We start from the raw sequence: 15,092 nt of genomic DNA, 5'->3' as shown, positions 1-15,092 counted from the left end.
TTAATTTTCCGGCTTCATTTGAGGAAACAAAATAACGTCTCGGATCGAAGGCTGATTTGTAAGTAGCATAACAAGTCGGTCAATACCAACTCCCAGTCCAGCTGTAGGAGGCATCCCATATTCGAGTGCTCTTACAAAGTCTTCGTCGATCTGGTGAGCTTCTTCATCGCCTTCTTCTCGCATTTTTGCCTGTTGTTCGAATCGTTTTTTCTGGTCGATCGGATCATTTAATTCGCTAAAGGCGTTACAAATTTCCCTGCCGAGCACAAAACCTTCAAATCTTTCTACCAATCCTTCTTTTGACCTGTGCTTTTTGGCAAGCGGCGAAAGTTCTAATGGATAATCGACAACAAATGTAGGCTGTATCAAAGAGGGTTGTATCGTTGCTTCAAATAGCTCATCGATTAACTTGCCTTTCGATTCACCTCCCTTAGGCTCTATACCTCTTTCTTTAAGTGCCTTTACCAGCTCGTTATAATCAGCTTTTAGTACGTCGATACCAGTAACTTTAAGCAATTCATCAACCATTGATATTCGCTTCCACGGAGGATTGAAATTAATTTCCGTACCTTCGATTTCAAATTGAGTTTTGCCGAATACATTATTGCACAGCTCTACTACCATCTTTTCAACAAATTCCATCATCCATTCGTAATCTTTATAAGCCACATAAAGCTCGAGCATTGTAAATTCAGGGTTATGCGTTTTGTCCATTCCTTCGTTTCTAAAGTCTTTCGATATCTCGTAAACACCGTCAAAACCACCTACTATTAAACGTTTTAAATAGAGCTCGTCTGCAATTCTTAAATACAAATCGATATCAAGGGCATTATGATGTGTAATGAAAGGACGAGCAGCAGCGCCTCCGTATAAAGGTTGCAGGATTGGGGTCTCTACTTCAGTCAAACCATTATCGTCCAGGTACTTTCTTATTTGCGTAATAATTTGTGCTCTTTTGATAAAAACATCTTTTACTTGAGGGTTAACAATCAAGTCTACATATCTTTGCCTGTATCTTAACTCTTTATCTGCAAATTGGTCATAAATAATCTTATTCCCGTTTTCATCAATAACTTCCTTGGCAATTGGAATAGGTCTTAAGGATTTGGCAAGTAGTTGATACGATTTTGAGTGTACGGAAATCTCACCCGTTTTAGTTTTGAATACAAATCCTTCCACTCCGATAATATCACCAATATCGAGTAGTTTAAAAATATCGTATATATCCCCCAGATCATCTTTCTTGAGATAAATCTGGATTCTGCCTTTGCTATCCTGAATATGAGCGAACGTAGCTTTTCCCATGCGCCTCAATGCCATAATGCGTCCCGCAACTTTTACATCTTTGCCTTCGTACCTTTCGTAATTTTGTTTTATATCGATCGAGTAGCTGTCGACATCATAGCTATATGCATAAGGTAAAATACCTCTTTTAATTAATTCTTCGAATTCTTCTCTTCTTCTCTTCATTAATGAATTATATTCTGCTTCGAGATTATGGTTTTCCACTTTTCCTCCGTATTAATTTCTAACAAAATTGACTAACTTGTTGCAAGCATTATCAATTATATAATTTACCAGATTAGATGATGACAGATAGTTATTAATAAATATAGAGAATGCCAGGATTTCGCCGGAAATGGTTTTAACATAGCCTGCAAGTGTTGATACACCGGGACTGTAACCCGGTTTTGCTCTTAAATTATTACTAGCATGAGTATTTTTCATACGATTTGCAAGAGTTCCATCAAAGCCCGCAATTGGTAATGAATTATAGAAATAGTCCGACATTTCCGATTTAAAGAGATAGGTCAAAAGATTGACAGTTTGACGCGGTGTTACAAGATTTATCCTCGACAAACCGGAACCGTCTACAAGATTTAGATTATCAACATTAATTCCGATGTCATTAAAAAGTTTTCTGCATGCGTCCAGACCATTCTCAGCCGAACCGTATCCATAGACTTCAAGTCCAATTGTTTTTAATAGTTGCTCTGAATAAAAGTTATTACTGTTTTTATTTGTTTCGTTGACTATTCTGTACAACGGAACCGATCGATGAATCAAGAGAGGAGTCATCTCGTCTTTTATAATAAATTTATCTGTCGTGTTGTAGTCGAGAATTTCTCCTTCAACCTGAATACCTCGAGCATTCAAAGTTTCTTTAAATAGTGTCATAAAATAGTATGCGGGTCCGCTAATTGAAATATTTTTAACTACTGGCTCGGATTTAATATTAATCAAACCGTTAATATAAATTACATTAGAGCCTCTTTCTCTCGTTACGTCGATTTCCGTTTCGCCATCTGTAGTTACTGCTTTGTTAATGATTTTAACATAATTTGTATTAGGAGAAATTTTATACTTAGCAGGGAATTTTAATTCGGACGGAGTGATTGTAATTTCAATAGAATTATCGTTAAAACTGAGAGCACCTGAGGGTGCAGCGAACCAATAACTTTCGTTATCCCACGCCCATCCCTCTCCCAGCGGTATATCGTCGAATGCGTGGTCGTCAAAATAAAGATTACCTTCTATCTTATTGATGCCTTTATTTAATAGCTGTTGAGCCCACTCTTCGAAAACTACCGTTGGAGCTCCGTTGTAAAATCGATTAGAAATCGATGGGTCGCCCGAGCCGGATACAAGCAAATCTCCTTTAAGAATGCCGTTCGTAATTTCGCCGTCGGTATAAATTGTTGTTTCATACGTAAAATTGGGTCCCAATATAAATAGTGCTGCTGCTGTTGTGAAGAGTTTAACAGTCGACGCTGGAATAAATAACTTGTCCGGATTTTTCTTGTAAATAGTTTCTCCGGACTTTAATGACCTAATAAAAACTCCTACAAAAGCATTATTCAATGCCGGGTCGTTAAAAGAATCGTCGAGCTGTTCTCTCAATTCTTTAATTGAATATTGCTCTTTCAACGAATCGTTCTGAGCATAGACAAAGCAAGATAAGAGCAATATCAGGAAAAGTCTAATTATCATAGGTTTTATAAACTTTTTCAATTTCGTTAATCGTAATTTCTCTATAAGATCCGTATGGAAGTTTTTCGATATTAAATATGCCGAAGCTTACTCGTTCGAGAGATTTCACAAAATAACCAAGCTGTCCGAACATTCTCTTTACAAAATGATTTCTGCCTTCTACGGTTGTTACTTCCACCATTTTTTTGTTTTTGTAATTGATGATTTTAATTTCTTCGAATTTGCTTTTTCTACCATCGAGATAAATTCCTTTCAACAATTTATCGGCGTGTTCTATAGACAACGGTTTATCGAGCGTGGCATGATAAACGCGTGGAATTTTTTTACTCGGATGCGTCAAGAAATTCGAAAAGTTACCGTCGTTAGTCAATATAAGCACGCCGGTTGTGTTGTAATCGAGTCTACCAACGGGAAAAATCTTGTATTTAGTTTTAATCAAATCAGTTACTTTTTTCCGATTCTTTTCGTCACTTGTCGTTGTAATAAAACCTCTGGGTTTATTGAGGAGGAAATAAACTTTTTTTTCGGGCTTAAGTTTTTCTCCATCGAGATAAACAATATCACTCTCAGGATCAACATAAAAACTAAAATCGGTAATGACATTACCATTTACTGAAACTCGTCCCATTTTAATGTATTCTTCCGATTTTCTTCTTGAGGAGATTCCGCATTCCGAAAGAAACTTATTCAATCGTATCTTCATCGTTTGTGCCTTCGTCGTTAATTTCATTTTCAAGTTCTTCTTCAATTTTGTTCATCATAATTCTTCGTTTTTGTTCCTGAAAATCTTCGTCTTTCATAATCTCTTCGATTTCACGTGGTTTCGGCAAATCGGTAAGACTATTCAGTCCAAAATATTTTAAAAATTCGTCCGTAGTACCGTAAAGAAGCGGACGCCCTACAGTATCAGCTCTCCCCTTGATGGTAATCAAATTCTTTTCGAGCAAAGTATTCAAAGTATAATCGGAATTCACACCGCGAATTGTTTCAAGTTCTGGCTTTGTAATTGGTTGTTTGTAAGCTATAATTGCTAAAGTTTCGAGAGCAGCTTGACTCAGTCGACGTTTACTCTTTTCTGTTGAAAGAAAGCCGACATATTTTGCATGGTCAGCTTTTGTGGCATAAATATAACCATTGGCAATTCTCAGGATCTTAAATGCATGGCCATTTTCTTCATATTTTTCATTGAGCAAATTAACAGCCGCATCGATTTCTTCGACAGAAATATCGGTATCCGCGCCGTCAATTTCTTTAATGGCATTGACAATTTCTTTAGCTGGCAAAGGTTCGTCAGAAGCAAAAATCAACGCTTCGATAACCGAATAATAGAGATTATCCATCAGAGAGCCCGTAGATTATAAAGTCATTAAAATTTGGAGATTCTTCAATACCGACCTGACCGGATTTAACCATCTCCAAAACTGCAATAAATGTAACAATAATCCTAATTTTGTTTACCATTTCTTTCATCAATTCATTGAATGTAATTCTCTTGTGCAACTTCACTTTTTTTTCAATATAATCGATCTGTTCTTCAATTGTAACATTCCATTTTTTAATTTCGTGAACGGGTTCTTCCTTCTTCGATTCAATTACTTTTTTGAAGGCTTTAATAAGATCATAGATGGAAATATTTTTTAACAAGACATCGAGATTAGCAGATTTTTCCTTTTCGTCGTACTCGAAATTACTACGGAAACTATAGTTTCTCATATTCGATTCCATAAAGCTAAATTCCTCAGTCATTTCTTTATATCTTTTATATTCGAGGAGTGCTTTTACGAGGTCAGCTCTTGGATCGATTTCTTCGCCTTTTTCGTCCACTTCTTTCGGAAGGAGCATTTTAACCTTTATCTGCATTAAAGTGGCAGCCATTAAAATAAAATCTCCAGCTATCTCGAGGTCGAGTTGCTGTAGCATTTTAAGATAGTCCATGAAGTCTTTGGTAATTTTCGATATTGGGATATCGTAAATATTAAGCTCGTCCCGTTTGATAAAAAATAGCAGAAGGTCGAGCGGTCCTTCGAATTGTGTAAGTTTGATTTTATACATTATCCGAATTTCATACTTGAATGAACTTCGTCCATCGTCTGTTGTGCCACAACTTTTGCTTTAGCTTCGCCATTGTGCAATATATCTTTTACCAGATCAATATTCTGTTCGTAATATTTCCGTTTTTCGATAATAGGTACGAGGAATTCATTAATTTTAGCAGCACATCTCGATTTACATTCCACACATCCGAGAGCGCCACTACGGCAATCTGCATCAATGCTTTCTGTTTCCTCAGGATTGAATCTTTTGTGATATGTAAATACCAGACAAACTTCTGGACGGCCTGGATCGTTTTTCCGTATTTTTAAAGTGTCCGTTACGGCTTTTCTTAATTTTGCATTGACAGTCTCTGGCTCGTCGGACAAAAGAATTGCATTTCCAATCGATTTCGACATTTTAGCATTGCCATCAAGTCCTGGTAAACGCGAAAAACTCGTAAGAAGTGGCTCCGGTTCCGGAAAAACCTCCCCGTATTGATTATTGAATTTCCTGGCAATTTCGCGTGTGATTTCGATATGCGGAACCTGATCCTCCCCTACCGGTACCAGTTCGCCTTTATATAATAAAATATCGGCTGCCTGCAAGACAGGATAACCAAGATGTCCATATACAACGTTTTCGATATTCAAATCGCGAATTTGCTCTTTTAATGTGGGATTTCTTTCCAGACGAGATTTTGTGATTAACATTGAAAAAATTAAATAAAGTTCGGCATGTTCTTTAATCTGGGATTGTCGAAAAAATGGACTTTTTTCTGGATCGAGTCCTGAGGATAGCCAGTCTATAACCATTTCAATTGTATTGTCATAAATATGTTCAGTGGATAAATCTGTGGTCAATACGTGATAATCGGCAATGAGGTGGTAACTTTCGTATTGATTTTGCAATTTAATCCAGTTTTCCAGAGCGCCTACAAAATGTCCAAGATGTAATTTGCCTGTAGGGCGCATACCGCTTAGAATTCGTTTATTAGCCATAATTTAGTTAGAATAAATTAATGAATATAGAGCACAAAAATAAAGAAAAAAAAGGAAACTTACTTTTAATCGAAGAGGAAAGGTTTCCATGCATTATCAATTCTGCCAGCCGCCGACTTGATAAAAAGTATGTGATTGGGTGTATATGGTTTGATTCTAAGTTTCAAACCCGCTTCTTCAGGAGTTCTGTCCCCTTTTCTATTATTACACGGTAAACACGCTGCCACCAGGTTTTCCCAAGTATCCGTTCCTCCCCTTGATTTCGGGATAACATGGTCAACCGTCAATGGTAAATCACCTCTACCGCAGTAAGCACATCGATGACCATCCCTTTTGAGTATATTTTTTCTGGTAAGAATAATTTTTTTGTAAGGAACTCGAATATAATCTTTCAGCTTAATTACGCTTGGCCAGGGATAAGATTTACTTACGGTTCTAATTTGTCGAGCGCTGTTTTTTGCAACTAATTCTGCTTTACCCATAAGCAGTAATATTATTGCCTTTTTTACGTTACAAATTGTAAGGGGTTCGTAACTTTGGTTCAATAATAGAACCCTTGCATTAAGCGCTCCGTTTGATCCGAACTTACGTTCGAAGATGACCTCCTTCGTTCAAAATTATACAATGGTTATAATTTGGCGTACAATATGCAAAAAATTGATTAATTATGAAAGATCTAATCCTATCACTTATCTATTATTCCACCAGCTAATAGGTAACCATCACTGTCATAAAGAACGAGAGATTGTCCTGGAGTAACTGCATTTTTTGGTTCTAAAAATTCAATTTCTATCGTATCTTGAGACGATTTGAGGACAACGGCTTCTTTGGCAGTATCTGAATACCTAATTTTTCCAAAGACTTTTTCGCCTTTATTCAATGAAGGCCGACTCACGTAATTTATATCCGAAGCTTTAACGTACTTTTTAAGTAGTTCTTCTTTATCGCCAATTTCAATTGTATTTGTTTCATTGTCGATCTTTTTCACATAGACAGGTTTACCGAATGATACACCGAGTCCACGTCGTTGACCAATTGTATAGAATGGAAAACCTTTATGTTTTCCCACCACCTGACCATGGTATACCAGATTACCTTCATGAATTTCGTTGACCACCTCAGGAATTCTTTCGCGTAAAAATCTTTCGTAATTATTATCCGCCACAAAACAAATTTCTTGACTATCCGGTTTACTTGCTGTTTTCAATCCAAAGTCTGCGGCGATTGACCGCACTTCTTCTTTTGTATATTTACCGAGCGGGAATAATGTGCGTGATAAGCTTTCCTGCGTAAGTCCCCATAGAGCATACGTCTGGTCCTTCTTATGGTCTTTTGAATATTTCAATGTAAATCTATTGTTAATTTTTTCCACCAATGCATAATGTCCTGTCGCAACATATTGTGCATCGAGCGAATCAGCTTTTTTCAGTAACTCCTCCCACTTAATTTTGCGATTGCATACAACACAAGGGTTCGGAGTTCTACCTGAAAGATATTCATTGACAAAATCGTCGATTACTGCTTTTTCGAAAGCTTTTGTGAAATCGACTGTATAATGCGGAATGCCTATTAATTCAGCTACATTTTTAGCGTCAAAAATTGCATCGAGCGAGCAGCAGCCCGATTCGTGCTTTGGAGCTCCTCCAACTTCCATAAAGCCCCATGTTTTCATTGTAATTCCAATTACATCGTAGCCTTCCTTTTTCAAAATTGCAGCAGCCACCGAAGAATCGACCCCACCACTCATGGCAACGATTACACGATTTTTGTTCATCACATTCCTTTCTTAAAAAATCTACAATTCAAACGATAAATATAGGAAATAAGTTCTAATTTCAGGAGGTGGTGGTGAGTATTGCAACGCAAGTAACATAATTGTCGGAATGGCTCATTGATATCAATAATTTTTTGTTGTCCCCAAGAAATTCTTTAATCTCATTTTTCCTCAGATTTACAACCGGCATTCCATTCGAGAGATTGCTGATTTCAATATCTTTCCATCCAGGGATAACATTAACTGAAGAGAGAGCTTTTGTTATTGCTTCTTTTGCCGCAAAGCGCGCTGCCAGATGCTGATATTTATTCTTTTTATTTAAGCAATACTCCAATTCAGAAATTGTAAATATTTTTTCTAAAAAACGTTGGCCGTAATTATCTACACTCTGCTTTATTCTGTCGATCTCAATTATATCAATACCCAGTCCAATTACCATATACCTTCTCTTTTAGAAAATATTTGCGTCTACTTTGATACCTTTGCCACGTATTTGCTCTTCTAAAATTTCGACGAGTTTATTGAGCTTTGTCATTGTATTTTTTATATCTTCCATAAATTTATCGTCATACAATAACTTGCCAAGATTATTTTCGCTGCGACGCGTTTCATGTATCATTGAATTCAATTCATTTAATAGTTCCTTCGATTCCTTTAAAGTCAGATTTGCATTTTTAAGGAACACTTTAACTGTATCTCTGTTTTCTAAAATTAGACTATCGACATTCTCTGTAATTTCGACTGTACTGGATAATAATTTTGTAATATTTGATTCGTTCCGAGTTACAAACGAATTGAGATTATCAACTGTATTATTCAAATTTTTTACTAAAGCAGTTACCTCACCCGTAAAGCGGTCGTCGAGAATAGTATTATTCAATTTTGTAAGAGTAAGATCAACTTCTTTAATTAAATGAATTAAATCAGATTGTAAATTGCCTAATAAAGCCATTGTAGTTGAAATATCGCCGAGGAACATGCCATTATGAATTTGGTCGGCGTCGAGAAGAATATCCGAATTCCCCGGAAAAACTTCTACTTTTTTACCTCCCATCAAATCGAGCATCATTATTTGGAAAGTAGCATCCTGACGTAAAGAAATGTTTCTGTCAATTTTTAGTAATGCTATTACATAATTGTTTTCAGTCTTTATATCTTCTACATAACCAGCTCGCACACCGTTGATGGTAACCGGATCTCCAATTTCAAGTCCTGCAACATTATTGAACTTAATCCTCAATTCTGTTTTGTCGGCGTTAAAAGTAATATTTTTAGCCCAGCCGAGAACCCAGAAAAAGATTATAAGTGCAAGGAATACAGTAATACCAACTTTAATTTCAGTTTTTCTCTCGTCTTTCATCTTCGTTAATTATTTTTTTCAGAATATTAAATTCAAGTGAGTCGATGACACTATCCTCAATAAATATTTTTGTGCGATTAACAATTTTTTCAAAATTTTCCATCGATTCTTCGAAATTTTCTTTTTTTAGTTTTTCAATTTTTTCCGAAAAAAGTACCTGCAAAGAATCGTCATATTTATTGTGCTGTAACTTATCAAATCTTTTTTTAAAATCATTTACACCAATTTCGAATATTTTTTCTTTAACATAGTTTTCTATCATCGACCCGTATTGCCTATAGACAAAAATCAAACTACCGATTGCAATTGTAATTATGGAGACCAGGGTTAAAAAACATCCCTTTCTCATTATTGCTCCGGCAGTTTTTCTACAAGAATTTTATTTATTCTTTTGTTAAGAATTTCCTTCACAGTAAATTTAATGCCTTTATCGGTAAAAGAGAAACCTTCTTCTGGAATAGAACCTGCGTGATTTAGAATAAAACCGGCGAGCGTATCATAATCGTCGTCTTCGTTTGACAAATCTTTTCCAAGAAGCTCACTCAGTTCGTCGATAGGCAATCTACCGCTTAGCAAATAAGTATTGTCCGAAATTTTAACTATCGGATTTTCTTCTTTATCGAATTCGTCCCGTATATCTCCAACTATTTCTTCAAGAATATCTTCGAGAGAAATCAAACCGGAAGTGCCACCATATTCGTCGACTACAATTCCCAGATGAAGCTTTTTCTCCTGGAAATCGTGGAGCAACTCGTTTATATATTTTGTCTGGGGCACAAAGAATACTTCACGCGCAATTTTACGAAGTGAAAGTGACTTGCGCATTTCGGGATTCTTCAAATACGGTAGTAAGTCTTTGACATAAATAATTCCAATAATATTATCGAGCGAGTTTTCATATAAAGGAATACGACTGTAACCCGATTCATTAATAACTTTCATTAGTTCATCAAAAGTAATATCTACAGGGACTGCTACAATGTCGACGCGTGGAGTCATTATTTCCCGCGCTGTTACGCTTCTAAAAGATACTATGCCTTCAATAAGTTCGTGCTCGTCTTCTTCAATTGTTCCTCTCTCCACGCCGAGATTAGTCAGTTCGGTAATTTCTGAATTAAGAAGAGGATTTTTGAATTTATCCGTCTTAATTTTTGCAGTAGCCACTCGGAGCAAGTCACTCAATATTTTGGCAATCGGGAAAAACAGCACACTAAACCAGTAAAGAGGCATAGCAACCATTCTGGCAAAACTGATATTATTCTTATTTGCAATTAATTTCGGAATTATTTCACCAAAGAGAAGAATAATTATGGTTAGGATGATAATTTGAACTGTGATAGCAAGTTCCGCTGAGACATTGTAAATTTTAGCGAGGTCTAAAGCTATTAGAACGGAAATGATAGACGCTGCTGTATTAACTATTGTATTACCGAGTAAAATAGTTACCAGAATACGTCTGGGATTATCCAGTAATATCTGGAGATAGCTTCCTATAATTTTGCTTGTTTTCCGAAAATCTTTAATTTTTTTCCTGTCGAGAGAAAAGAGAGCCACTTCCGATCCAGAAAAGAATCCGGAGAGAATAATAAAAATTATTAGAAGAACTATACGCAAAAATGAATCGCTTTCCAAGTTATCGTCAAATCCCGACTTTATTCAACATACAATTAAAATGGTAAATCCTCGTCCGAATCGGCTTCCATAGCAGGAGCATCACCTTGAATTTCTTCTCCGCCGGTTTCTGGTGGTGCTTCTCTGCTATCCAGAGGAATTAGCTGTTCGGCAACTACTTCCGTAAAGTATCTCTTTATGCCGTTCTTATCCTCATAATCCCGTTTTGATATTCTTCCCTCGATATAAAACTTCTTCCCTTTTTTTAAGGCATCTTTATAAAAGTCGGATAAATTGTAAGCCACAACATTATGCCATGTAGTTTCATTAACCCAATTGCCGTCCCGTCCCTTGTAACTTCTCGTAGTAGCCAGTGAAAATGTAGTTACAGATACATTGTTCGTAGTAAAACGTGTTTCAGCATCGCTTCCCAGATTTCCAATAAGCATAATCTTGTTTAAAGAAAAAGCCACTTGCCCACCTTTTTTTTTGTTAAAAAATGCAGTATAAATTTATGATTATTAACTGAAAATTGCCAAACAGAATAAGATTAATCTTCTATCGTAAAAATGAAGGTATTTTTAAATTCGGACACTTTTTTTAACTCATCCCTCACCTTTTCTGCCTTTTCGATAGAGTCAAATGGAAAGAGCTGCACTGTATACATTTTAACTTCATCTTTATAAATAATATTGAGTTCATAGTCTGTTTTACTTGAATTCATTTCAACGAATTTTTCTGCGTTAATTCTGTTCGAAAAAGCAGCGACCTGAACAATAAAATGGATGGTTTTCTTCTTAACCTCGTCGGAAGGAATCTCCTCAATTTTGTTTTCATTATTTAAAGTATCAGTTTTACTTACTTCATCGAGAGTTTCTAACTCATCGAATATATATACTTTTTCTTCGGGTTGTTCATTTTGTGTTTTACGTAAAGATGAACAACCAAATAATAAAATAAAAATGGTAATGATTATAAAACTGATTTTCATAAAAAAATGCCCCGCATAAATCGGGGCATTATCTAATTACAAAGAATAAGAAAAATTAACGCCCAATAAATGTGCACTGTTTGTATAAGTTCCGTTAAAGTTGAATTTTGAATTAGTAACTTCTCTCTCCATAAAGATTAAGTAGAGATACGATAAATCAATCGAGAATTTTTCCGATAATTTCAGTCCGTAACCGATATTCAACCCGATACGGTCGGCGTCGGGCAATGTAGGCTCTACATATTCATCTTTAACAGGACTATTGTCGTAGAACAAGCCACCTCTTAATTTAGAACCGCTTTCCATAGAATACTCAAATCCACCTCGAACAATAAAAGAATTTTCATATTTTCTGTCGGCAGATTGGACATTTTGCTGTCCATTAGCAGGGTTTAAATCGAGATCGTAATTTTCAAAAGTAACCTCGAGTTTGTCATAACTCGACCAGCCAACATATTGAAAATCTGCCGTCAACATTAAATTGTCATTTGCAGAATATGCCACACCGACAGTTATGTTTTGTGGAGTGGACAGTGGAGCTTTAATATTTCCATTTGGAAGGGGTAAAGTTAAACCCAATAACGGATGAACAAATCCTGCTGGAGTACTTGTAGCAGTACCTTCGAAATCAAAATTAACCTCGCTGCGATAACTAAGTCCCACAGAAAAATCCGCTGTGGGTTTGTAGAGTAAACCGGCAGAAAAACCAAAAGCCGTGCCGTCGCCATTCATATTGATTTCAAAATCCCCTCCAACGGGAATAGGCGCTTTGCGAATTATTGTTACATCTGCCCATGCAAAAGTGCCGCCTAAACTTAATGACAGTTGATCAGACAATTGATAAGCAATAACCGGCGTGAAAAAGAACGCCCTTAGTTCTGTTTCTACTGCCAGGTATTTCCCGATCCAATTTGGATCCCATTTTGTCCCCAATCCGTAAGGATTATTCACACCAAGTCCGATATGCAATTTATCGGTCAATTGCTGAGTAAGATAAAAGTTGATAGGAGTAAAGAGCTGATTTTCCATGTCAACTTCAGAAGCTGGCTGAGTAGGAGTTTTGTAAGTAGCAAGAGGAACAATTAATGTGGTTCCAAGATAGAAATTAGTTCCTTTTAATTGAGTAATTCCTGCGGGATTAAAATAGATTGCCGAGGGATCATTGGCTAATCCAGTAAACGCGCCTCCCATAGCCATTGCTCTGGCGCCATGCTCGTTTAATTGGAATCCACTTCCCTTAATTATACCCGCTGTAATTAAAATAAAAAGAAATAATTGTAAAGATTTTTTCACACAACCTCCCTGTTTTTGTTATGCGAACATTAAAATAAGTAATTGTTTTTTAAAAGCAAAAAGAATTATTCTAATAAAATTAACAATTCATTTTTCTCTACACTTACACCTGTCTTAATTCTAATATCTTTTATTTTGCCGTCTCGTGGCGATTGTATTTCGTTTTCCATTTTCATTGCTTCTAGTACAATCAGACTTTGCCCTTTTTTTACTTCACTCCCTTTTTCAACATTTAATTTGACAATTAAACCAGGCATTGGAGCTTTAATTTCGGAATATTTTTCTTTACTCAGTTTTTCTTCGCGTCTGCTCTGAATCAAATATTGAAGACGCGTATGCAGTTTTAATTTATATAGATTTCCGCAAACATTATACGTAAATCTATTATCTTCTGATTGTCCCGATAAGATGTTGTAATGCTTTTGTCCTAATCGAAGTAAATATTCATTCTCATTTTTAGTATTAAATTCATCGATCGTAAATTCCACGTCATTAATAATTATTTTATTTCCTCCTTTATAAGTAACAGAGTATTTTTTGTCATTAATTTCAACTACGAAATCAATCATATTTTAGTTCGTACCATTTATTTTTGTTATTTGTCACATCGCCGTTAGATTTAAATTTATTACTATAATTTAAGACGGCTGAAACTACTGCAGCTATTTCTAAGCCCTGATTGCTTTCCCGAATAAAAGAAAAATTTTTTAGTGTATTAATATTAAATGAAGCATCTCTGAAAATATCGCTCTTTAAAATTTGTTTTAGGAGTGGAATATTAGTTTCAACGTCCGTAATTAAATAATTATCAAGTGCATTCAACATTCGAACAAGGGCTTCGTTACGACTTCTGCCGTGGCTAATAACTTTTGATAATAATGGGTCGTAGTATAATGAAACATCTGACCCGATGTCAATACCATAGTCTACCCTTATACCGGGTAAAGTGGGAATTTTGTGATTTGTAATTTTTCCGGTCGAAGGTGAAAAATCAAAGTCTTCAGAATTAATTCTGCATTCAATTGAATGACCATTAATTGAGACTTCATCCTGAGTAAACGACAGCTTTTCTCCTGCTGCTATTTTAATCTGTTCTTTTACAATATCGATCCCTGTAATTGACTCAGTAACTGGATGTTCCACTTGCAAACGCGTATTCATTTCTAAAAAATAAAAGTTGTGGTTATCATCCATCAGAAATTCAACTGTACCGGCGTTATAATAGTTACATGCCCGGGCAGCTCTTACTGCAGCATCTGTTATTTTTAACCTTAATTCTGGATCAATTGAAGGCGAAGGAGCTTCTTCAATTATTTTCTGAAAACGTCTTTGAAGAGAGCATTCTCTTTCAAATAGATGAGCATAATTGCCATGTCGGTCGCCTAAAATTTGTACCTCGATATGTTTTGGATTGACAATCAATTTTTCGATATAAATTTCGTCGTTGCCAAAAGCCTTTAGAGCTTCGCTGCGTGTTAAGTTAAATACCTGCCGAAGTTCTTTATCTTCGGAGACCATACGAATTCCCTTTCCACCTCCACCACCAGAAGCTTTCAACATAATCGGATATCCAATTTCATTTGCTATTAAGATAGCTTCTTCTAAATTATAAATCGGTTTAATTGAGCCGGGCACAACAGGGATATTACTGTCGAGCATTAACTTGCGAGCGTTTAACTTGTTGCCCATTAGTTTAACTGACTTAGACGAAGGACCAATAAAAGTAATATTGCTTGCCTCTACAGCTTTTATAAAATTTTCGTTCTCAGATAAATAACCGTAGCCCGGATGTATTGCATCTACATCTGCTTTTTGGGCTATTTCAAGAATTAAATTTTGATTTAGGTATGCTCTCGGTTCACCTATTTTGAAGGCTTCGTCTGCTGCAGCAACATGAGGAGAAAATTTATCTATGTCCGAATAAATTGCAATTGTCTTTATACCCAGTTCATTACATGCTCTAATAATTCTTAGAGCAATTTCCCCTCTATTGGCAATTAGTATTTTATTAAACATTTATTATGAGCAGTTATCTTTTAA

The 15,092-nt window shown here is 35.9% G+C and carries 17 protein-coding genes; all 17 read right to left on the bottom strand.

All coding sequences use genetic code 11. The features are described 5' to 3' along the window. Positions 1-1,470 (bottom strand): lysine--tRNA ligase, encoded by a 1,470-nt coding sequence (lysS, locus tag ACSSV9_RS03690; RefSeq protein ID WP_437346145.1) that lies wholly within the window; start codon positions 1,468-1,470, stop codon positions 1-3. 51 nt (positions 1,471-1,521) lie between these two features. Next, positions 1,522-2,991: a D-alanyl-D-alanine carboxypeptidase/D-alanyl-D-alanine endopeptidase gene (gene dacB / locus ACSSV9_RS03685; protein WP_437345878.1), complete on the bottom strand. Its 1,470-nt coding sequence runs from the start codon at positions 2,989-2,991 to the stop codon at positions 1,522-1,524. After that, positions 2,981-3,694 carry a pseudouridine synthase gene (locus ACSSV9_RS03680; protein ID WP_437345877.1) on the bottom strand — a complete coding sequence of 238 codons (714 nt, stop codon included), beginning with the start codon at positions 3,692-3,694 and terminating at the stop codon, positions 2,981-2,983. The genes dacB and ACSSV9_RS03680 overlap by 11 nt, the downstream gene beginning before the upstream one ends. Further along, complete coding sequence (scpB, locus tag ACSSV9_RS03675) at positions 3,675-4,331, bottom strand: SMC-Scp complex subunit ScpB (RefSeq protein ID WP_437345876.1); 657 nt, start codon at positions 4,329-4,331, stop codon at positions 3,675-3,677. The genes ACSSV9_RS03680 and scpB overlap by 20 nt, the downstream gene beginning before the upstream one ends. Next, positions 4,324-5,043, bottom strand: coding sequence for a segregation and condensation protein A (locus tag ACSSV9_RS03670; RefSeq protein ID WP_437345875.1), 720 nt, complete (start codon positions 5,041-5,043; stop codon positions 4,324-4,326). The genes scpB and ACSSV9_RS03670 overlap by 8 nt, the downstream gene beginning before the upstream one ends. Then, positions 5,043-6,023: a tryptophan--tRNA ligase gene (trpS, locus tag ACSSV9_RS03665; protein WP_437345874.1), complete on the bottom strand. Its 981-nt coding sequence runs from the start codon at positions 6,021-6,023 to the stop codon at positions 5,043-5,045. Before trpS ends, ACSSV9_RS03670 begins: the two co-directional genes overlap by 1 nt. Before the next feature lie 65 nt (positions 6,024-6,088). Next, positions 6,089-6,568: an HNH endonuclease gene (locus tag ACSSV9_RS03660; RefSeq protein WP_445480906.1), complete on the bottom strand. Its 480-nt coding sequence runs from the start codon at positions 6,566-6,568 to the stop codon at positions 6,089-6,091. A gap of 140 nt (positions 6,569-6,708) precedes the next feature. After that, positions 6,709-7,797 (bottom strand): tRNA 2-thiouridine(34) synthase MnmA, encoded by a 1,089-nt coding sequence (gene mnmA / locus ACSSV9_RS03655; RefSeq protein WP_437345872.1) that lies wholly within the window; start codon positions 7,795-7,797, stop codon positions 6,709-6,711. Between the two features lie 61 nt (positions 7,798-7,858). Further along, positions 7,859-8,236 (bottom strand): holo-ACP synthase, encoded by a 378-nt coding sequence (gene acpS, locus ACSSV9_RS03650; protein ID WP_437345871.1) that lies wholly within the window; start codon positions 8,234-8,236, stop codon positions 7,859-7,861. Positions 8,237-8,248: 12 nt separating this feature from the next. Beyond that, positions 8,249-9,157: an MlaD family protein gene (locus ACSSV9_RS03645; RefSeq protein ID WP_437345870.1), complete on the bottom strand. Its 909-nt coding sequence runs from the start codon at positions 9,155-9,157 to the stop codon at positions 8,249-8,251. After that, complete coding sequence (locus ACSSV9_RS03640) at positions 9,135-9,506, bottom strand: hypothetical protein (RefSeq protein WP_437345869.1); 372 nt, start codon at positions 9,504-9,506, stop codon at positions 9,135-9,137. Before ACSSV9_RS03640 ends, ACSSV9_RS03645 begins: the two co-directional genes overlap by 23 nt. Further along, a complete protein-coding gene (locus tag ACSSV9_RS03635) occupies positions 9,506-10,771 on the bottom strand; it encodes a hemolysin family protein (RefSeq protein WP_437345868.1) in 1,266 nt (421 codons plus the stop codon). The genes ACSSV9_RS03640 and ACSSV9_RS03635 overlap by 1 nt, the downstream gene beginning before the upstream one ends. Positions 10,772-10,824: 53 nt before the next feature. After that, positions 10,825-11,241, bottom strand: a complete 417-nt coding sequence (locus ACSSV9_RS03630) for a single-stranded DNA-binding protein (protein WP_437345867.1) — start codon at positions 11,239-11,241, stop codon at positions 10,825-10,827. 77 nt (positions 11,242-11,318) lie between these two features. Continuing rightward, positions 11,319-11,759, bottom strand: a complete 441-nt coding sequence (locus ACSSV9_RS03625) for an SPOR domain-containing protein (protein ID WP_437345866.1) — start codon at positions 11,757-11,759, stop codon at positions 11,319-11,321. 36 nt (positions 11,760-11,795) lie between these two features. Beyond that, positions 11,796-13,052 carry an OmpP1/FadL family transporter gene (locus ACSSV9_RS03620; RefSeq protein ID WP_437345865.1) on the bottom strand — a complete coding sequence of 419 codons (1,257 nt, stop codon included), beginning with the start codon at positions 13,050-13,052 and terminating at the stop codon, positions 11,796-11,798. A 65-nt stretch (positions 13,053-13,117) separates the two neighbouring features. Further along, positions 13,118-13,621 (bottom strand): acyl-CoA carboxylase biotin carboxyl carrier protein subunit, encoded by a 504-nt coding sequence (locus tag ACSSV9_RS03615; protein ID WP_437345864.1) that lies wholly within the window; start codon positions 13,619-13,621, stop codon positions 13,118-13,120. Continuing rightward, a complete protein-coding gene (locus ACSSV9_RS03610) occupies positions 13,614-15,068 on the bottom strand; it encodes an acetyl-CoA carboxylase biotin carboxylase subunit (RefSeq protein WP_437345863.1) in 1,455 nt (484 codons plus the stop codon). Before ACSSV9_RS03610 ends, ACSSV9_RS03615 begins: the two co-directional genes overlap by 8 nt. Positions 15,069-15,092: the final 24 nt, after the last annotated feature.

The organism is Melioribacter sulfuriphilus (assembly GCF_051488685.1).
Taxonomy (GTDB): domain Bacteria; phylum Bacteroidota; class Ignavibacteria; order Ignavibacteriales; family Melioribacteraceae; genus Melioribacter.
The sequence above is the reverse complement of the archived record's forward strand: the minus strand, read 5'-3'. Positions and strand labels throughout refer to the sequence as shown.